Origin of the sequence: Streptomyces sp. NPDC056580 (genome assembly GCF_042793175.1) — a bacterium.
Lineage (GTDB): Bacteria > Actinomycetota > Actinomycetes > Streptomycetales > Streptomycetaceae > Streptomyces.
Genome location: NZ_JBHTVE010000014.1, coordinates 37,776 through 56,003, shown reverse-complemented (window position 1 = coordinate 56,003; position 18,228 = coordinate 37,776). Strand labels below are relative to the sequence as shown.

General features: G+C 73.9%; 18 protein-coding genes. 10 read left to right on the top strand and 8 right to left on the bottom strand.

Going from position 1 to position 18,228, the window contains the following annotated elements; all coding sequences use genetic code 11:
- Nucleotides 1-23: 23 nt before the first annotated feature.
- Complete coding sequence (locus ACFQ9Z_RS28695) at nucleotides 24-686, bottom strand: bifunctional DNA primase/polymerase (protein WP_383025037.1); 663 nt, start codon at nucleotides 684-686, stop codon at nucleotides 24-26.
- Between the two features lie 276 nt (nucleotides 687-962).
- Between ACFQ9Z_RS28695 and ACFQ9Z_RS28690 the strand changes: the two genes are divergently transcribed.
- On the top strand, nucleotides 963-2,348 hold the full coding sequence (locus ACFQ9Z_RS28690; RefSeq protein WP_383025034.1) for a transcriptional regulator: 1,386 nt from the start codon (nucleotides 963-965) through the stop codon (nucleotides 2,346-2,348).
- A gap of 201 nt (nucleotides 2,349-2,549) precedes the next feature.
- Nucleotides 2,550-4,184, top strand: a complete 1,635-nt coding sequence (locus ACFQ9Z_RS28685) for a hypothetical protein (RefSeq protein WP_383025032.1) — start codon at nucleotides 2,550-2,552, stop codon at nucleotides 4,182-4,184.
- Between the two features lie 30 nt (nucleotides 4,185-4,214).
- On the opposite strand, the gene ACFQ9Z_RS28680 is transcribed toward ACFQ9Z_RS28685, so the two are convergent.
- Nucleotides 4,215-5,543, bottom strand: a complete 1,329-nt coding sequence (locus ACFQ9Z_RS28680; RefSeq protein WP_383025029.1) for an ABC transporter substrate-binding protein — start codon at nucleotides 5,541-5,543, stop codon at nucleotides 4,215-4,217.
- 117 nt (nucleotides 5,544-5,660) lie between these two features.
- Between ACFQ9Z_RS28680 and ACFQ9Z_RS28675 the strand changes: the two genes are divergently transcribed.
- Both ACFQ9Z_RS28675 and purU read left to right on the top strand, forming a co-directional pair.
- Nucleotides 5,661-6,161 (top strand): hypothetical protein, encoded by a 501-nt coding sequence (locus ACFQ9Z_RS28675; protein WP_143631044.1) that lies wholly within the window; start codon nucleotides 5,661-5,663, stop codon nucleotides 6,159-6,161.
- Nucleotides 6,162-6,302: 141 nt separating this feature from the next.
- Nucleotides 6,303-7,184 carry a formyltetrahydrofolate deformylase gene (gene purU / locus ACFQ9Z_RS28670; protein ID WP_383025025.1) on the top strand — a complete coding sequence of 294 codons (882 nt, stop codon included), beginning with the start codon at nucleotides 6,303-6,305 and terminating at the stop codon, nucleotides 7,182-7,184.
- A gap of 103 nt (nucleotides 7,185-7,287) precedes the next feature.
- On the opposite strand, the gene ACFQ9Z_RS28665 is transcribed toward purU, so the two are convergent.
- Nucleotides 7,288-8,556, bottom strand: coding sequence for a zf-HC2 domain-containing protein (locus ACFQ9Z_RS28665; RefSeq protein ID WP_383025022.1), 1,269 nt, complete (start codon nucleotides 8,554-8,556; stop codon nucleotides 7,288-7,290).
- A complete protein-coding gene (locus ACFQ9Z_RS28660) occupies nucleotides 8,553-9,134 on the bottom strand; it encodes an RNA polymerase sigma factor (RefSeq protein WP_383025018.1) in 582 nt (193 codons plus the stop codon). Before ACFQ9Z_RS28660 ends, ACFQ9Z_RS28665 begins: the two co-directional genes overlap by 4 nt.
- 333 nt (nucleotides 9,135-9,467) lie before the next feature.
- Between ACFQ9Z_RS28660 and ACFQ9Z_RS28655 the strand changes: the two genes are divergently transcribed.
- The 3 genes from ACFQ9Z_RS28655 (at nucleotide 9,468) to ACFQ9Z_RS28645 (ending at nucleotide 11,641) form a co-directional block, all read left to right on the top strand.
- Nucleotides 9,468-9,848, top strand: a complete 381-nt coding sequence (locus ACFQ9Z_RS28655; protein WP_281295267.1) for an STAS domain-containing protein — start codon at nucleotides 9,468-9,470, stop codon at nucleotides 9,846-9,848.
- A 152-nt stretch (nucleotides 9,849-10,000) separates the two neighbouring features.
- Nucleotides 10,001-10,513, top strand: coding sequence for an EF-hand domain-containing protein (locus tag ACFQ9Z_RS28650; RefSeq protein ID WP_383025012.1), 513 nt, complete (start codon nucleotides 10,001-10,003; stop codon nucleotides 10,511-10,513).
- Nucleotides 10,514-11,086: 573 nt separating this feature from the next.
- Entirely contained in the window at nucleotides 11,087-11,641 is a 555-nt protein-coding gene (locus ACFQ9Z_RS28645; protein ID WP_383025009.1) for an ATP-binding protein, read from the top strand.
- Between the two features lie 310 nt (nucleotides 11,642-11,951).
- Here the strand turns inward: ACFQ9Z_RS28645 and ACFQ9Z_RS28640 are convergent, their stop codons facing one another.
- Nucleotides 11,952-12,947 carry a GlxA family transcriptional regulator gene (locus ACFQ9Z_RS28640; protein WP_383025005.1) on the bottom strand — a complete coding sequence of 332 codons (996 nt, stop codon included), beginning with the start codon at nucleotides 12,945-12,947 and terminating at the stop codon, nucleotides 11,952-11,954.
- A 71-nt stretch (nucleotides 12,948-13,018) separates the two neighbouring features.
- Here ACFQ9Z_RS28640 and ACFQ9Z_RS28635 point away from each other — a divergent pair, with 71 nt between their 5' ends.
- On the top strand, nucleotides 13,019-14,329 hold the full coding sequence (locus ACFQ9Z_RS28635) for an MFS transporter (RefSeq protein ID WP_383025001.1): 1,311 nt from the start codon (nucleotides 13,019-13,021) through the stop codon (nucleotides 14,327-14,329).
- 20 nt (nucleotides 14,330-14,349) lie between these two features.
- On the opposite strand, the gene ACFQ9Z_RS28630 is transcribed toward ACFQ9Z_RS28635, so the two are convergent.
- The 3 genes from ACFQ9Z_RS28630 to ACFQ9Z_RS28620 form a co-directional block, all read right to left on the bottom strand.
- Nucleotides 14,350-15,543, bottom strand: coding sequence for a flavin-containing monooxygenase (locus ACFQ9Z_RS28630; RefSeq protein WP_383024998.1), 1,194 nt, complete (start codon nucleotides 15,541-15,543; stop codon nucleotides 14,350-14,352).
- 184 nt (nucleotides 15,544-15,727) lie between these two features.
- On the bottom strand, nucleotides 15,728-16,396 hold the full coding sequence (locus ACFQ9Z_RS28625; RefSeq protein ID WP_383024995.1) for a pyridoxal 5'-phosphate synthase: 669 nt from the start codon (nucleotides 16,394-16,396) through the stop codon (nucleotides 15,728-15,730).
- Nucleotides 16,397-16,507: 111 nt separating this feature from the next.
- A complete protein-coding gene (locus ACFQ9Z_RS28620; RefSeq protein WP_383024992.1) occupies nucleotides 16,508-17,125 on the bottom strand; it encodes a LysE family translocator in 618 nt (205 codons plus the stop codon).
- 82 nt (nucleotides 17,126-17,207) lie between these two features.
- Between ACFQ9Z_RS28620 and ACFQ9Z_RS28615 the strand changes: the two genes are divergently transcribed.
- The gene (locus tag ACFQ9Z_RS28615) at nucleotides 17,208-17,669 is read left to right on the top strand and encodes an Lrp/AsnC family transcriptional regulator (RefSeq protein WP_383024989.1); all 462 of its coding nucleotides are present in this window, start codon (nucleotides 17,208-17,210) and stop codon (nucleotides 17,667-17,669) included.
- A 138-nt stretch (nucleotides 17,670-17,807) separates the two neighbouring features.
- Nucleotides 17,808-18,224 (top strand): CU044_2847 family protein, encoded by a 417-nt coding sequence (locus ACFQ9Z_RS28610; RefSeq protein ID WP_383024986.1) that lies wholly within the window; start codon nucleotides 17,808-17,810, stop codon nucleotides 18,222-18,224.
- Nucleotides 18,225-18,228 lie beyond the last annotated feature (4 nt).

The following is an 18,228-nucleotide window of genomic DNA, read 5'->3' as shown; positions in this document are numbered from 1 at the left end:
GACCGTGTCCGCCGCGCGTGACGTCAGCGGTCCCGGCGGTCCCGGCCGCACGCGTAGGCCAGCGGCGGGACCAGTTCCTCGGCGTCCGGCAGCCAGCGGTTCGCGGGGGTCGGCCGGCAGGCCCACTGCACGGCGCCCCGGGAGCCGAACCGGGTGGGGGGAGCGGCGACGTAGTTCCCCTCGCCCAGCGCCACCAGGTCCAGCGAGGCAGGTGACCAGCCCAGCTTCCGCACCACCCCGGGGATCTTCGCGGCGGCCCCCGGCAGCACGAAGAACTGCATCCGCCGGTCCGGGGTCAGCGTCACCGGCCCGAGGGTCAGCCCCATCCGCTGCATCCGGGCCAGCGCCAGGAACCCCGCGCTCTCGGGGACGGACACCGCGTCGAAGGTGAGCCCCGTGGGCAGCAGGATCGACGCCGCCGGCTGCTTCTGCCACATCCGCCGGGCCGCGCTCACGCTGCCGGTCGCCTGGGCCGCCCAGTCGGGGCGCGCGGGGTGCGCACCCGGCGCGAGGCAGGAGGCGTCGCCGCACGAGCAGCGCTGGGCGCCGTCGGCGGATTCCAGCCAGGTGCCCGGGAACACGTCCCAGTGCCGCTCCTCGGCGTAGCGTACGGCGGTTTCCAGCAGCGACTGCCCGCGCTGCTGCGGAATCTGGGCGGCCGTGGTGCCCGCGATCGTCTCTTCCACGTTCCACTCAACTCCCGCGCTCACCTCGGGTTACGGCTGGAGCGCGCGCCGGGGAGGAGCATCGTTTTCGCACTTGGGGCGCATGGGTGCACAGATGGGGGCGCGTGGGAGGAACCGGGGCGGGAGGTGGGTAGCCAGGGGTGGGGGTGGCAACTGCCTTTACCCCGGCAAACCGCACATGTCACGCATTGACGGTATGTCAGCTGGGCAGTGATCTTCTCGGCCGGAGCCCTCCGGCCGGATCTTCACGCTCCAGGGGTTCGCAGGGGGTAGCGCATGGCCGCAAGGCCTCTCGTGGCGAGGCAGCCGAACGAACGGCTGCAGGCACTCATCCAGGAAGCGGGGTGTTCCAACGCCGGGCTGGCCCGGCGGGTCAACATGTGCGGCGCCGAGCACGGTCTCGACCTGCGCTACGACAAGACGTCCGTGGCCCGCTGGCTGCGCGGCCAGCAGCCGCGGGGCCGGGCCCCGGCGATCATCGCCGAGGCGCTCGGGCGCAAGCTCGGCCGTACGGTCACGATCGACGAGATCGGCATGGCCAACGGCAAGAACCTCGCCTCGGGGGTCGGTCTCCAGTTCTCGCCGACGGTACTGGGGGCCATCGAGCAGGTCTGCGAGCTGTGGCGCAGCGACGTGGGCCGGCGGGACTTCCTGTCCGGCTCCTCCGTCGCCGCCTCCGCCCTGGTCGAGCCCAGCCGCGACTGGCTGATCTCGGCGCCGGACCCCCAGGTGTCCCGGCACGCGGGCCCGCGCGTGGGCCTGTCCGACGTGGCGGCCGTACGGTCCATGACCCGGGCGCTGACGGACCTCGACCACCAGTACGGCAGCGGGCACGTGCGCCCGGTGGTCGTGCACTACCTCAACAGCGTGGTCTCCGGGCTGCTCGCCGGGTCGTACCGGGAGGCGGTCGGCCGGGAGCTCTTCGCGACCGTGGCCCGGCTCACCGAGCTGGCCGGCTACATGGCGGTCGACACCGGGCAGCCGGGCCTGGCCCAGCGCTACTACATCCAGTCGCTGCGGCTCGCCCAGGCGGCCGGGGACCGCGGCTACGGCGGATACGTCCTCGCCGCCTCCATGAGCCACCTGGCCGCCCAGCTCGGCAACCCGCGCGAGATCTCCCAGCTCGCGCGCGCGGCGCAGGAGGGGGCGCGCGGCAGGGTCACCCCGCGGGCGGAGGCGATGTTCCACGCGGCCGAGGCTCGCGGGCACGCCCTGCTCGGTGACGTGCGCGCGGCACAGGCGGCGGCCGGACGGGCGGTCGGTTCGATGGAACGCGCGGACGCGGCCTCCGGGGACGACCCGGCGTGGATCGCGCACTTCGACGAGGCCTACCTGGCCGACGAGCTGGCGCACTGCCACCGCGACCTCGGCCAGGCCGAGGCGGCGGCCCGGTACGCCGAGCAGTCGCTGGCCGGCCACCCCGAGACCCGGGCCCGGCGCCGCGCCATCGGCTATGTGCTGCTCGCCACGGCCCAGGTGCAGCAGCGTGAGATCGAGCAGGCCTGCGGCACCGGCCTGAAGGCGGTGGAACTGCTGGAGACGCTCCGCTCCAACCGGGGCGCCGAATACCTGGAGGACCTGCAGCAGCGCCTGGAACCGTTCCGGGACGAGGCGGTGGTCAGGGAGTTCGGAGCCCGCCTCGACCTCCAGCCCGCTGCCTGAACGGCAGCCCCGCGGTCACGTGAACGCACGGCCGACGGCGCCCGCACGCACGGCGGGTGCCGTATACAGCGTGCCGCGGGGCGGTTTTGTTACCGCTGTCACAGGGCAGAAGATCGCGCCCTGAGCTGCGTGGCACCCGGCTCCGGGGACCCGGTAGCGTGAGCCGACGGTTCCGAAGGTCCCCCAATCGTAGGAGTCCTGGTGACGCAGAGTGGACAGGGCGAGGAGCCCTCGGCGCGACCCGCGCGCGAAGGCATCGTGCTGCCCTCCGACGGAGGCGAGCCGCTGCTGCCGGGCATGACCGGCGCGCCCGCCCCGGCCCCCGGCGCGCCCACGGGCGGCCAGGCATGGGGCGGCTCCTGGGGCCCCGGCCCGCAGCAGCAGCAGGACCAGGAGTGGCCGCCGGCGGCCGCCCAGCAGTGGGGCACCCCGGAACAGCAGCAGCCCGCCGCCGGTCCCGGCCCGCTGCCCCCCGAGGGCGCACCGGCCCCGTCGTACGGCGACCAGGCGTACGGCCAGGCCCCGGGCTACGGCCAGGCCCCGGGCTACGGGCAGACCCCGGGCTACGGCCAGGCCCCGGGCTACGGCCAGTACGACGGCGCGGGCGGGTCCGCCTACGGCGGGAGCCCGCAGGCCCCGTACGGAGCCGCCCCGCAACCCGGCTACGGCACGCCCGACGCCTACCAGCAGTACCCGGGGCAGCCCTCGGCGCCCCTGCCGCCCGCCGTGCCGGACGCGTACCCGGCGCAGGGCGCCCCGCTGCCCCCGGCCGACGAGGGCGCGACCCAGTACATACCGCCGGTCCCGGCCCCTCCGGCCGACGAGGGCGCGACCCGGTACATACCGCCGGTCCCGGCCTCTCCGGCCGACGAGGGCGCGACCCAGTACATACCCCCGGTCCCGGCCCCTCCGGCCGACGAGGGCGCCACCCAGTACATGCCGCCGGTGAACCCGGGGGCCATGCCGGCCGGGCACTCCGACGCGGAGGCCACGCAGTACATCCCGCCCTACGGCGCCCAGGCGCACGGCGGCGAGCGGCAGCCGCCCGCCGAGTTCGACAGCCTCTTCCGCGGCGGCCCCGGTGACCCGGCCCCGGCCGGGAGCACGCAGCAGATGCCGCGCGTCCAGCCCCCGAACGCCTACCCCGGCCCGGCGCAGCCGCCGTACGAGCCGCCCCTGGACGGCGGCGGCCGCGGGCGCGGCGGCCGCTCGCGGGTGCCCCTGATCGCGGCCGTCGGGGTCGGCATCGTGGTGCTCGGCGTGGGCGCCGGCGCGCTGCTCAGCGGCGGGGGAGGGGGCAAGGGCACCGACGGCAAGACCGTCGCCGCCTCCTCCCCGGTCACCCAGGACTCGCCCTCGGCGGCCGAGTCCGCCGACCCGGCCGAGCAGCAGGCGATCGCCCTGGACAAGCTGCTCGCCGACAGCGGCAGCAGCCGGGCCTCGGTGATCCAGGCGGTGGCGAACGTCAGGCGGTGCGACAACCTCGGCCAGGCCGCCACCGACCTGCGCAACGCGGCCAAGCAGCGCAACGGCCTGGTCACCAGGCTGGGCCAGCTGTCGGTCGACAAGCTGCCGGCCAACGCCGAGCTGACCGCCGCCCTCACCAAGGCCTGGCAGGCCTCGGCCGCCGCCGACAACCACTACGCGGCCTGGGCCGGCCAGGTGGGCGGCGGCAAGAAGGGCTGCCACAAGGGCCGTGCCCGGGGCACCGGCGAGACCCAGGCGGGCGACCGGGAGAGCGGCACCGCGAGCGCCCAGAAGGTCAGGGCGGCGGCGCTGTGGAACACCATCGCCACGAAGTACGGCCTGGCCCAGCGCCAGCCGACCCAGCTGTGAGGCGGGCTCGGCGCCGGGCCGCCGGCCGGGTCAGGTGAGGTCCGCTTCCTGGAGCGTGCTCGTCATGTCGGTGATTCCGTTGAATCCCGAGCCCGGGGACTTCCTCGCCTCGACCAGCTTGCCGTCCTCGACCACCTGGAGGGTCACGTCGGCGTTGACCAGCCGGGGCAGGCCGAGGCCGGCGAGCTTGCCCTCGTAGGGCCAGTGCAGGGTCGGGGTGAGGCCGCCGGTGTACACCTTCAGGCCCTTGTCGAGGGTGTGCCGCACGCTGTCGGCGCTCACCTCGCCGTCGCCGATCTTCGCCAGCACGGCCCTGAGCACGGTGTAGGCGATCCAGGTGGTCTGCACCCCGGCGTCCGCGGGGTCGATGCGGTTGTCGCCGAAGGCCTCCTCGCTGATCACCTTCTTCATCGGGTCCCACCGCGGGTCGGACGTCACCGGGTACCAGCCGGTGATGTACGCCCCCTCGTAGGGGCTCGACGCACCGCCCGTCGCGTTGATCACGCTCTGGTCGACGCTGCCCGTCACGGTCGCCGTGCGCACCGCGGGGAAGGCGTCGCGGGAGCGCCGGAAGGAGTCCATGAAGGTGCTCGTGCGGTCCCCGAGCGCGGGCACCACACAGCCCTTCTTCGTCCCGTCCCTGGCCGCGGAGCGCAGCGCCTGCTCGGCCTGGGTGTCGTACTCGGTGGCGTTCTCGGCGGCGAGCTGGTCGCCGGTCGCCGCGTGCCCGCCCGCCTTCAGGCCCGAGTCGAGCAGGGTGGGGAACTGGTCGCCCGCGATGCTGTCCGGGCGCACCAGGGCGACCTGGCCGCAGGCCGCGGCCAGCGCCCGACCCAGTCCGGCCAGCAGGGCGGGCTGGCCCCCGTTGACCGGGTACGACATCTGGCCGGTGAACTCGTCGTTGCTGATGCCGTAGCCGCCGATGTAAGGGATGCCCGCGCTCTCCAGCGGTGCGCGGTAGGAGTCGACGTACTGGCTGTAGGAGCCCACGACGGCGATGACGTCCTCGGCGGCCGCGCGGCGGGCGCATCTCGCCGCGCCCACGCTGTCGTTGTGGTCGTTGCAGGTCAGGACCTCCAGCCTGCGGCCGTTGATGCCGCCGTGGCTGTTGATCCACTTGCCGTAGGCGCGGGCCATCGCGGGCATGCCCGGCTTGTTGGTGGCGTCCGTGTTCTGCGGCGCCCACGTCATCACCTTGATCGGGTCGTCCCCGGAGCCCCCCGTGGCACCGGGGATGACCCCGCATCCGGCGGTGAGCGACGCGACCGCGGCCAGTGCGCCCGCGGCGAGCAGGGCCGCTCTGACGGGCCGGGTGGAGGAGGGGAGGAAGGTGCTGCGGAAGCGTCGCCTGCCGGTCATGGACACGCACGATTCCCTCACACCACTAACCCAGGAGTGACCCTCGGTCAATGAAAGGTGACACGGAGGTGAATTCAGGGGGCCGGTGTGGCCGGCGCGGTGGGGAACGTACGATCGATGACCGTGCAAGGTTCGGAGAACTCTTCCCGTCGCGGCCGTCGCTCCTCCACCATGGGCGGCATGCCACTGAACGACATGCCGTGGTGGCGCTGGCGCAGCAACGTGCGTTCCGCGCTGCACATGCTCTCCGACCCGGTCTTCCAGCGTGACGTCTGGCTGGCCGGTGTGGACGGGTACGGGGACGTCACCGACGCCGTGTACCGGCTGGTGGAGGACACCTGGCTGGACAACTGGTCGGCGGAGAAGTACGTCGGCACGATATTCCGGGACTCCCAGGAGGCGGCGCTGGTCGACACGGCCGTGCTGCGGGTGCTGCGGATCATGCACCAGGTGGGCCCCGACGCGCCGGTCTCCGCCTACCTCGACCACCACGCGTGGCCGGAGGCGGTGCGGGCGGCGCGGGACGCGCACCTGCGTCTCGCGGCCAGCGACGGCGACGACCCGGACACGGCTCCGCGCACCCTCGAGGTCCTGCGGATCATGACGAGGACCGCGTAGGCGAGGCACCGCGCGCGCGGCAGCGGGTCCGCCGCGGACCGCCGCCCGGCGCCGGGGGCCGCCGCACACCCCGTTCCGCCACCCGTCCGCCCTGCGGGACGACCGCTCACGGCTCGTGGCCGGTGTGGGAACCTGTGGTGCATGAACGAGCAGCCCGCCCGCGCCGCCGCCCCGGCCGACCAGTACGTCCTCACCCTCTCCTGCCCTGACAAGAAGGGCATCGTGCACGCCGTGTCGAGCTACCTGTTCATGACCGGCTGCAACATCGAGGACAGCCAGCAGTTCGGCGACCACGACACGGGCCTGTTCTTCATGCGCGTCCACTTCTCGGCCGAGGCGCCGGTGACGGTGGAGAAGCTGCGGGCGAGCTTCGCGGCGATCGGTGACTCCTTCCACATGGACTGGCAGATCCACCGGGCCGACGAGAAGATGCGCGTCGTGCTGATGGTCAGCAGGTTCGGGCACTGCCTGAACGACCTGCTGTTCCGGGCGCGGACCGGGGCGCTGCCCGTGGAGATCGCGGCCGTGGTCTCCAACCACACCGACTTCGAAGAGCTGGTGGGCTCGTACAACATCCCCTTCCACCACATCCCGGTGACGAGGGAGAACAAGGCCGAGGCCGAGGCGCGGCTGCTGGAGATCGTGCGCGAGGAGCGCGTGGAACTGGTCGTCCTCGCCCGCTACATGCAGGTCCTCTCGGACGACCTGTGCAAGCGGCTCAGCGGGCGGATCATCAACATCCACCACTCGTTCCTGCCGAGCTTCAAGGGCGCGAAGCCGTACCACCAGGCGCACGCGCGGGGCGTCAAGGTCATCGGTGCCACGGCCCACTACGTCACCGCCGACCTCGATGAGGGCCCGATCATCGAGCAGGAGGTCGAGCGGGTGGGCCACGACGTCACGCCGGAGGGCCTGGTCGCCGTGGGCCGCGACGTGGAGTGCCAGGCGCTGGCCCGCGCGGTGAAGTGGCACGCGGAACGCAGGATCCTGCTCAACGGCCGCCGGACGGTCGTCTTCGCCTAGGGCCTGTCGCGAAGGAGGCCGCAGCGCCTCCCGCCCGGGCCGACCGGATCCGAACGAGGACCACACGCCGAGCGGCGCGGTGGGCCGGTGGCCCACCGCGCGCTCACATCCGGCTCAGCCCAGCCGCGGCGAACAGCACGTCCCGGATCGCCTCGCGGTCGCCCACCTGACCCGCCGCGGCCTCCTCCGGCGGCACGTGGCCCGCGGCCAGGCGGCAGAACTCCACGCCGTCCAGGGCGACATGGCCCACCTCGAACTCCGCCGAGCCCACCGCGCCCGGCGAGTCGAGCGGGATCAGCCACTCCCCGCCGGCCGCCCCCTCGATCTCCAGCCGCAGGCTGCGCCCCGGCTTCCCGGCCGGCGCCAGGCGCGGGGGCCGGGCCGTCGCGGCCAGTCCGGCCCGCCGCCGCTCGGCCAGCGCGGCCGGCAGCATCCGGGCCGCCAGGTCGATCATCCGGTGCAGGTGCCGGGGCGCGGGCGGCTCGTAGGGGTAGTCCACCGCTTCCGCGATGTCCTCCGCGTGCACCCAGCACTCGAAGGCCCGGTCCAGCATCGCGTCGCGCAGCGGCAGCCCGAAGTCGCCGTACGGCACGTCGAGCCCGCCGGCGCTGCCTCCCGTGAAGGACACCGTCCGCACCAGCAGGTGGCTCTGCTCCCGCCAGGGCGCCCGCACGGACCGGGTCGGCGGGAAGTGCGACGCGCGCCAGAACGCTTCGGTGCGCGCGGCCGGTCCCACCGCGGCCCGCCCCGCGTCGCCGACGGCCTCGGTGAGCGGATCGTCGAGACCGAGCGCCACGGCGACCAGCCCGTCCACCGACAGCAGATGGGCGATCACCCCGGCCACGGTGGTGCGGCGGCTCGTCGCCGCGCCGGCCTCGAACCACCGCAGCCGCACCGGCGCGTGCCACTCGGCGTCCCCGAAGTCCTGCAGCAGCGCGTCCAGCCGCGCGGTCTCGGCGTCGTAGGGCGCCGCCCACTCGGGCACCGGGATGCGCGGCGGCCGGCGGGTCAGGCAGCTCTCCAGGACGCGGGTGCGCAGGGCCGGGTCCAGGTCGAGGCTCTCCGGCTGGTGCAGCAGTCCGACCGCCTCGCGCAGCCGGCGCGCTTCGTCCGCGCAGCCGCCGCAGCCGCCGAGGTGTTCCTCCACGGCCGCCGTCTCCGCCGCCGAACAGGCCGCCAGGGCCCAGGCGCCGAGGAGCGACTTCAGGACATCGTGCGACAACTCGAGCGGCACGGGCGCGGGTTCCCCGGGATCGGCGGCGTGGGGCAGGGGCAGCCCGCTGTCCTCGACGGAGGCGCGGGGCGGCGGGATACGAAGTTCGCGGTCGTCGTCGGGCCCGTCGTGCGCGGCGAAGCCCTCGGGGCCGGTCACACCGCACCTCCGTATCCCGGCGGGGCGCCGGCGTCGTGCGCGGTGGACAGCAACTGGAGACCGAGGCGGAGCCGGCGCCGGGCCTCGTCCTCGGTGACGCCGAGGTCGGCGGCGGCCTGCCGGTAGTCGCGCCGCTGGAAGTAGGCCAGTTCGAGCGCGGCGCGCAGCGGGGCGGGCATCGAGTGGACGATGTAGTCGGCGCGGGCGGCCACGGAGGCCCGGCGCACCTTGCTCTCCACGCTCTCCAGCTCCGCCGCCGAGCCGCTTGCGCCCGGGGGGAGCGCGGCGGACTCGTCGGCGCGCAGCCGCTGCACGGCCAGCCGGTGGGTCACCTGGGCCACCCAGGTGCGCAGCGGGCCCTGCTTGGGGTCGTAGGTGTCGGGGTGCTCCCAGACGTGCGTGAACACCTCCCGGGTGACGCCGTCGGCGGCCCGCTCGTCGCCGAGGACCCGGTGGGCGAGGCTGTGCACCAGGGAGGCGAAACGGTCGTACAGCTCGCCGAGGGCCGCGGCCTCGCCGCGTGCGAGCCGCTGCTGCATCTTGCGGTCCCAGCGGGGCGGTACGTCCTTCTGCGCCATGTCGCCCCTCCCCTCGCGCTCGTCCGGCAGGTCCAGCGTGTCTGCACCGTCATCTCGAATGTAGTCCGCACGTCCGACAACGCACGCCCCTTTGTGTCAATGTGCGCCCCCCGAGGCGTCGCAGGTGATAGTGCCCTCTTCACACATCCTTCACTCGGGTGGCGTCCGTATCCGATCGAACGGGACCGGTAGTGACTGAAACAAGCTCCTTGTCGATCGTGCGCCGTTTGCCACCCGAAGTTTCAGGGAACGGCCGCTGGGCAGCCGCGCGGAAAGAAACGTAGGAACTGCTTCCGTTTCCGGGCGGTTCCGCGAACCGGCGAGCGGAGGGGCGTGGCCGTGACATTCGAAGTGACCGGCGTCGAGCAGGAGGGGTGGACCGTGCTCCGGGTCGGCGGCGAACTGGACCTCATCACCTCGCCGGTGCTGCGCCAGCGGGTGCACGACGTGGTCGCCGAGGGCCACCACGACCTGGTCCTCGACCTCTCGGAGGTCTTCTTCTGCGACTCCAGCGGCGTCGGCGTGCTCATCGCCGCCCGCCGGCTGATCCGTTCCTGCCAGGGCCGGCTGCGGTTGATCCTGCCGGACCGGGGCGCGGAGGACGGCTCGCACGTCAACCGGGTCCTCGGCGCGCTCGGCGTCCGCCGCCTCTTCGACGTCCGCCCCGACGTCGAGTCCGCCGTCACCGACGAGGCCGACCCGCTGTCCGCCTGAGTCCGAGCACATCGCGCGGCCGCCGCCACGGCGTTGTCGCGAAATTCCCCCGGTCTTGGCACAACCGCCGTTTTCCCGTCACCTGCCCGCCGCCCGCGACGTACGCTCCCAGCCGGATCAACCCCACGTCGACGTAAGGCGGCCCAACAGACATGGTCAGCACCGAGTACGAGCGCAGGATCGCCGCCCGGTTCGCCGGCTTCGACCAGGACGGCAACGGCTACATCGACCGCGAGGACTTCAGCGCGGCGGCCAAGGCCCTGCTCGCCGAGTTCTCCGTGCCCGCCCGGTCCGACCGCGGACAGGCGCTCTACGCCGGAGCGGAGGCGTTCTGGCAGGGCATGGCGGGCATCGCCGACCGGGACGGCGACCAGCGCATCACCCGCGAGGAGTTCGTCACCGGCGCGGTCAAGCGACTGCGCGACAACCCCGACCGCTTCGCCGAGATCGCCCGCCCCTTCCTGCACGCGGCCCTCGCCGTCGCGGACTCGGACGCGGACGGCCGCGCCTCCGTCGCCGACACCGTGCGCGTCCTGCGCGTGCTGGGCGTTCCGCAGGACGTCGCCCTGGCGACCGCCACCGCCCTGGACACCGACGGCGACGGCGGGATCGGCGAGTCGGAGATCGTCCCGGCCTTCGCGCGGTACTTCACCGTTGCCGAGTAGCCGTTGCCGTGCAACGCGCCCGGCTGCGCACCCGGTTCGGACGACCCCTGGCCCAAGATGTCGCGGATCGTGGCGAACCGGTGTCACAGAGCGTTGATACCGGCTTGTGTCCTCGACGTGACTCGTCACGTCCCGGAGTCGCGCGCCGACTCGGGTACCTTGTGTGGGATGCGAGTGGCCGCGAGCACGAGCCCAGCCGGTCGCGCACCCGGGTCAGCCCCGGACCGCGCGGCGTGCGCCCCTGCTCGCGGGGCGGTACGGGCTCGATTTCCGGCCCGTTTCCCCGCTTGTTCGACTCCCCGGCAAGCGCGTCGCACAGTATGCCGTACGCGTACTCCTTCGCGCTGGAATATGCCCGAAGCCCTTGTTGGGGTGACTGTACGTCAACCATGCTGTCGCGTAAGGGAATCACGTTCCGTGACCCTTGCTCTGGCCGTTGTCCTGGCCATGCAGAAAATGGCTACGATCGTGGCCCTCGTCGCGGTGCGCGTCGCGGTTTGTGGCGCGGCGTTCGTGCGTGGCGGGGCCATGTGTCCGCCGGTTCGGATGGTGTGAGCGGTGCAGGTGCTTCAAGTGCAGCTGGAGATCCGGCCCGACCCCGCGGAGGTGGGCCGGGCCAGACGGTGGGCCCGCTCGCGGCTCACCGGGCTCGGAATAGGGGCCGACGAGCCGTTGGCCGAGACGCTGGTCCTGCTGGTCTCCGAGCTGGTGACCAACGCCGTGGTGCACACCGGCCGGCCGGCCGTGCTGCGGCTCTACCTGCCGGGGAGTGCGCCGGAGCCGGCGCCGGACCCGGCGTCCGGGGCTCCCGGCGCGGCAGGTGCCACGGACCCGGCCGCCACGGACCCGGCCGCCACGGATCCGGCCGCCTCGGCCACCGTGCGGCTCGAGGTGGCCGACACCAGCTCCCGCGCCCCCGTGCCGCGCTGCGTCGGCGGTGACGCCACCGGCGGCCGGGGCCTGGCGCTCGTCGACTGCCTGGCCGACCGCTGGGGCTGGCACGCCGAGGGCTCCGGCAAGAGCATCTGGTGCGAGCTGGACCGCTGCTCGCAGTCCCGGGAGGGTGCCTCGCCGGCGTACGGGGGCGGTCTGCCCGCGTACGAGGACTTCGCCTTCGAGGCGGTGTAGGCGTCCGGCGCACCGGTGCGCCCCGGGTGCATCCGTGCGCGGCCACCGCGAACCGGGCGTGAACGGTGAATCATCCTGCCCGTGTTGACGGCACGTCACCGGGTGCACACGCTGGTGGGCAGCGAATCGCCGTGAGGGGACGGCGAGGGCCCGTCGGACGGCGGGGTCCTCGCCGAGTGCGAGTCGCACCGGACGGCGGCGCGAGGTGGAGGCGGGGGCGCGCCGCCAGGCCGGGACCGGGCCGCCGGCCCGGCTCACCGCACGGCGGGAGAACGCGCGCCGCCCGGCTTCTCCACAGGCTGTGGACGGCTCACCGCACCGACCCGGTGCGGAAGGTCCGCCGGTACGCGGTCGGTGTCACTCCGAGCGCCTGCTGCAGATGCTGGCGCATCGACTGGGCCGTGCCGAAGCCGGCGTCCCGGGCCACCTGGTCGACCGACAGCTCGGTGGACTCCAGCAGGTGCCGGGCGCGTTCCACGCGCTGCCCGGTGAGCCACTGGCCGGGGCTGACGCCGACCTCCTCACGGAACCGGCGGGTGAAGGTGCGCACCGACATGGACTCCTGCGCGGCCATGTCGCGGAGCTGGATCGGCTCGTGCAGCCGGCCGAGCGCCCAGGCGCGGGCCGCGGTGGTCGTGGCGAGCTGCAGGTCGGGCACGGGCCGCTCGATGTACTGGGCCTGGCCGCCGTCGCGGTGCGGCGGTACGACCGTGCGGCGGGCGACGTCATTGGCGACCGCCGTGCCGTGGTCGCGGCGCACCATGTGCAGGCACAGGTCGATCCCGGCGGCCACGCCGGCCGAGGTCAGCACGTCGCCGTCGTCGACGAACAGCACGTCCGCGTCGACGTCGATCTTCGGGAACAGCCGCTGGAGCCGCTCGGCCTCGGCCCAGTGCGTGGTCGCCGGCCGCCCGTCGAGGATTCCGGCTGCGGCGAGGACGTACACGCCGGTGCAGATGGAGGCGAGCCGGGTGCCGGGGCGGACGCGGGCGAGCGCGGCGGCCAGTTCGTCGGTCAGCCTGCCCTCCTCGTAGAGCGGGCCGAGTTCGTAGGAGGCGGGGACGATCACCGTGTCGGCCGTCTCCAGCGCCTCGGGGCCGTGCGCGACGTGCACCGCGAAGTCGGCGTCCGTCTCGACCGGCCCGGGCGGCCTGACCGAGCAGGTCACCACCTCGTACAGGGGCCGGCCCGCCGCGTCCCTGGGGCGGCCGAAGATCCGGTGCGGGATGCCCAGCTCGAACGGGAGCAGGCCGTCCAGGGCCAGGACGACGATGCGGTGCGGACGGAATTCCTCGCCGGCGGTCATGGCCCGATCCTAGCGAACGCTGTCCAACGGGCCACTCGTCGCGTGGGACCGGGTCGAGGAACCTTCATGATGTGACTCAGACAACCGAAGCCGCCGCCCCCCTCCAGGCCCCGCCCGCCCGGCGCCGCCGGGTGCACCGCGCCTGGTACGTCGCCGCCGTCACCTTCGTCACGATCATCGGCGCGGCCGCCTTCCGTTCCCTGCCCGGGCTCCTCATCGACCCGCTGCACCAGGAGTTCGGCTGGTCGCGCGGGACCATCGGCGCGGCCGTCTCGGTCAACCTGGCGCTCTACGGGCTCACCGCGCCCTTCGCCGCCGCGCTGATGGACCGCTTCGGCATCCGCCGGGTGGTGGCCGTCGCGCTCACCGTGATCGCGGTCGGCTCCGGCCTGACCGTCTGGATGACGGCGCCCTGGCAGCTGATGCTGTGCTGGGGCCTGCTGGTCGGCCTCGGCAGCGGCTCGATGGCGCTGGCCTTCGCCGCCACCGTCACCAACCGCTGGTTCACCGAGCGGCGCGGGCTGGTCAGCGGCATCCTCACCGCCGCCTCCGCCTCCGGCCAGCTCATCTTCCTGCCCGTCCTGTCCTGGACGGTGGAGCACCACGGCTGGCACCCGGCGGCCGTCACCGTGGCCCTGGCCGCCCTCGCCGTGGTCCCGTTCGTCTGGATCCTGCTGCGCGACCACCCGGCCGACGTGGGCCTGAAGCCGTACGGCGCCGGGGAGTTCGTGCCGAAGCCGCCGCCGGTCACCGGCGCCGCCCGCCGCACGCTCGGCGTCCTCGCCTCCGCCGCCCGCACGGGTCCGTTCTGGCTGCTGGCCGGCACCTTCGCGATCTGCGGCGCCTCCACCAACGGCCTGATCCAGACGCACTTCGTGCCCGCGGCGCACGACCACGGCATGCCCGTCACGGCCGCGGCCTCGCTGCTGGCGGTCATCGGCGTGTTCGACGTCGTCGGCACGATCGCCTCCGGCTGGTTCACCGACCGCTTCGAACCCCGCCGGCTGCTCGCCGTCTACTACGCCCTGCGCGGAGTCTCGCTGCTGTTCCTGCCGATGCTGCTGGGCCCGTCGGTGCACCCCCCGATGGTCTTCTTCATCGTCTTCTACGGCCTCGACTGGGTGGCCACCGTCCCGCCCACCCTGGCCCTGTGCCGGGAGCAGTACGGCGAGGACAGCGCCATCGTCTTCGGCTGGGTGCTCGCCTCCCACCAGGTCGGCGCGGCCCTGGTCGCCTTCCTCGGCGGCGTCGCCCGTGACGCCTTCGGCTCCTACGACATGGTCTGGTACGCCTCCGGCACCCTGTGCGCGATGGCGGCCCTGATGGCCCTGGTCATCCGCCGCCGCCCGGCGGCGGCACCGGCCCCGGTGCGGCCGGCCTGAGCCGGGCGGCGGCGGACGGCTCAGCCCCGGGCGCCCGCCGCGAGCCGTCTGGCCACGGCCCTGGCTATCCGCTCGGCGTCGATGGCCAGCTCGCGGAACATCCCGCTGATCGGATTGGTGAACCCGGTGAAGTACAGGCCGGGGGCGCCGTCCGGGGTGCGGGAGCCGTGCGCCACGGGCCTGCCGCGTCCGTCCAGCACGCCCAGGTGCCCGACCAGCCCGTCCAGCGCCCGTTCGTACCCGGTGGCCGCGATCACCACCTCCGGCGTGAGACGGGCGCCGTCGGCGAGGACCACCTTCCCGTCCTCGAACGCCTCCACGGCGGCGACGATCTCCACCTTCCCGCCGCGCACGGCGGCGACGATCCCGACGTCCTGCACGGGGATGGCGCCCTCGCGCACCCTGCTGTACAGCCCGCTGCCGGGGCGCGGCAGCCCGTGCGCGGACAGGTCCGGGGTGACGGCCCCGCCCAGAGCGCGGGCGAGCCGGTCCACGAGCCGCACCGGCAGCCGCCGCACCAGGACGCCCGTGTACTGGGCGGCCCATCCGGCGGTCGAGCGGCGCACGATGTGCGGGGCGGTGCGCACGGCCAGGCGCACCCGCGCCGCGCCCCCCTCCACCAGGTCGACGGCGATCTCGGCGCCGGTGTTGCCGATGCCCACCACCAGCACGTCCCGGCCCGCGTACGGGCCCGGGTTCCGGTACTGACCGGCGTGCAGGAACTCCCCGCCGAAGCCGTCGAGGCCGGGCCAGTCGGGTACCCGCGGGGTGTGGTTGTGGCCGGTGGCGACGACCACCGCGCTGCCGGTCAGCTCCCGCCCGCCGGAGGCGTGCAGCACCCAGCCGCCGCCGTCGCCGGCGGGCTCGATGCGGAACACCTCGACGCCGGTGACGATCTCCAGCTCATGGTGCTCGGCGTACTTCTCCAGGTACCGGACCACGTCGTCCCGGGACACCCAGCGCCCGAACCTGCGGGGTATCGCCAGGCCCGGCAGGGCCGACAGGCGCCGCGTGGTGTGCAGGCGCAGGCGGTCGTAGTGCCGTCGCCAGGAGGCGCCCACCCAGTCCGACTTCTCCAGCACCACCGCGCGTACGCCCCGCGCCCGCAGCGCGTACGCGGCGGCCAGTCCGCCGGGTCCCGCGCCTATGACGTAGACGGGGCGGTCGGCGGGGGTCGCGGTGAGACGCGCGGAGGGGGGACGCAAGTCGGCCATGAGCGCGAGCGTAATCACACACCCGGTTGATGGGTCTCGGTCAAGACCGGAATTGGTTGCGGATTGATCACGACTGTCGGGAACGGGGCCGTGCGGTTCGTGGGCTGAACCCGCCCCGGAGGCCGGGTCCGCCCCGGAGGCCGGGTCCGCCCCGGAGGTCGGGTCCGCCCCCGGGCGGCGCGGCTCACGGCCACAGGAGGTTCTTGCTCCAGCCGAACTCCGTGCGCCGGTACTCGAGGCGTACGTGGCGGCGGTCGGGGTCGCCCTGGAAGAACTCCACCGTCTCCGGGCGCAGCCGGTAGAGGGTCCAGGTGGGGGAGGGCTCGGACGGGTTCTCGCGGGCCCGGTCCCAGGCCGCCTCCGAGGCCTGCCGCAGCTCCTCCAGCGAGGACAGATCCGCGCTCTGCCGGCCGGTCAGGGCCGCCGCCAGCGCGCCCGTCGAGCGTGCGTGCAGGTCCGCCAGGCTCTCGTGCGAGGGGGCCGAGGCCACCGTGCCGCGCACCCGCACCTGACGGCCGAGGACCGGCCAGTAGAAGGCCAGGGCCGCGTAGGGGCGGGCGCTCAGGGCGCGGCCCTTGCGGCTCGTGGCGTGGCTCGCGAAGGACCAGCCGTCCGCGTCGGCGCCGTGCAGCATGACGATCCGTACGTCCGGCCTGCCCTCCTCGTCCGTCGTCGCCAGCGACATCGTGTGCGGCTCGGACTGCCCTGCCTCCACCGCCTCCGTGAACCAACCGGTGAACAGGGGCAGCGGCGTCGGAGGCGCCGTGTCCGGGTCGAAGGGACGCAGCTCGGTCGCCCCGGGCGCCCACACCCGCAGGGACCGCAGCATGTCGTGGAGATCCTTTTGTGCCATGGGGCGAGTATGGCCGCAGGCGGCATCCGTACTCGTCCCGGACGCTCCCGGCACCGGTCGGTTGTCACAGGACCGCCGCGGCGCGCTCACCGGGGAGCCGCCGACGGTCGGTCAGAGCGTCGCGAGCCGTTCCACCAGCAGCAGCGCGCCGACGCCCAGCATCGCCGCGCCCGAGGTGCGGGTGACCGCGCGGGCCGCCGCCGGGCGGGCGGCCAGCAGGACGCGGGCGAGTGCGCCGACCGCGAGGTAGACGGCCGCGCAGCAGGCCATGTGGAGCAGACCGAGTGCCGCCGTCTGCGCGGGTACGGGCAGCCGGTGGCCGGTGAGGGTCAGGAACTGGGGGAGTACGGACAGGTACAGCAGCAGCCCCTTGGGGTTGAGCCCGCTGATCGTGGCGCCGCGCAGGAAGAGCCGCCCCTCGGCCGGCGGGCCGGCGTCCGCATCCGGTACGGCCGGGCGGCGCAGCACCCCCCAGCCCAGCCACAGCAGATATCCCGCGCCCGCCACCGTCAGGGCGGTCAGCAACCGGGGCGAGCCGCCCACCAGGACCGCGAGACCCGCCGTCGCCAGGACCGTGTGCAGCGCGTACCCGCAGACCAGACCAGCCACCGCGCGCGGTACCCGGCCGCCGCGCAGGGCGGTCGCTATGACGTAGGCCCAGTCGGCGCCCGGCACGCACACCAGCAGCAGGTCGACGGCGAGGAAGGAGAGAAGCAGTGCCGGTTCCATACCGGCGACATTAGGCGTGAATGGCCCGAAAGTGTTCCTGCTGTTTGCTCGTTGTCCGGCAGATCGGGGGAGAATATTGCTCGTGGACGATGTGGACAGGAAAATCCTTGCCGAGCTGCAGCAGGACGGGCGGCTTACCGTGACCGAGCTGGCCGCGCGGGTGCGCCTCAGCGTCTCGCCCTGCCACCGGCGGCTGCGCGAGCTGGAGCGCTCCGGCGCCATCCAGGGGTACCGGGCGGTGGTGGACGCGGGCGCGCTCGGGCTGAACTTCGAGGCCCTGGTCTTCGTCTCCATGCGGCAGGAGGACCGGGACACCGTCGCCGAGTTCGAGCGGGCGGTCGGCGAGCTGGAGCATGTCCTGGACGCCCAGCGGCTGTTCGGCGAGCCCGACTACCTGCTCCGGGTGGCCACCGCCGACCTCGCCGCCTTCCAGCGGCTGTACGACGAGCGGCTGGCGACCCTGCCCGGGGTGCAGCGGCTCACCTCGACGCTGGTGATGAAGCACGTGGTGCGGGACCGGCCGCTGCCCGCGGCGCGGGGCTAGGGCGCGTTGCGGGCAGAGGCCCTGGCGCGGGGCCAACAGGCCCCCGGAAACGGGTCGTTCGTGCTGTTGGGGCACGAGGTTCCTGTGGTACACCGGAATCCGAGGACGTTCGCGGGAGCCGGTGAACGGGGGGCGGAGATGGCCGGGGTCTACATTCCGGTGGCGGTGGGTGACGTCGAGATCCTGGTGGAGGCCACCCCGGTGCGGCTGCCGGGGGACGAGCCCACGGGCGGGGGACTGGGGAACCTCTCGGAGCGCGTCCGCGACGCCTTCGGGCAGGCGCAGTCGGCCATCGTGGAGATCGCGACGTCCACGGCGACCGCCCTCGGGCGGGCGGGCCGCGCAGTACGCCCGGACACCATGGAGGTGGAGTTCGGCATCAAGTTCTCCGCCAAGGGCGACATCATCGTGGCCGGGGCGAGCGGGGAGATGACCCTCAAGGTGAAGCTCACCTACGGAGGGAAGGCAGCGGAGCCGGCCGACGCCGACGAAGGGGACGACGGCGACGACGGTGAGCACGGCGATGATGGCGAGGCCGGCGACAGGGCGGCGTGATGGT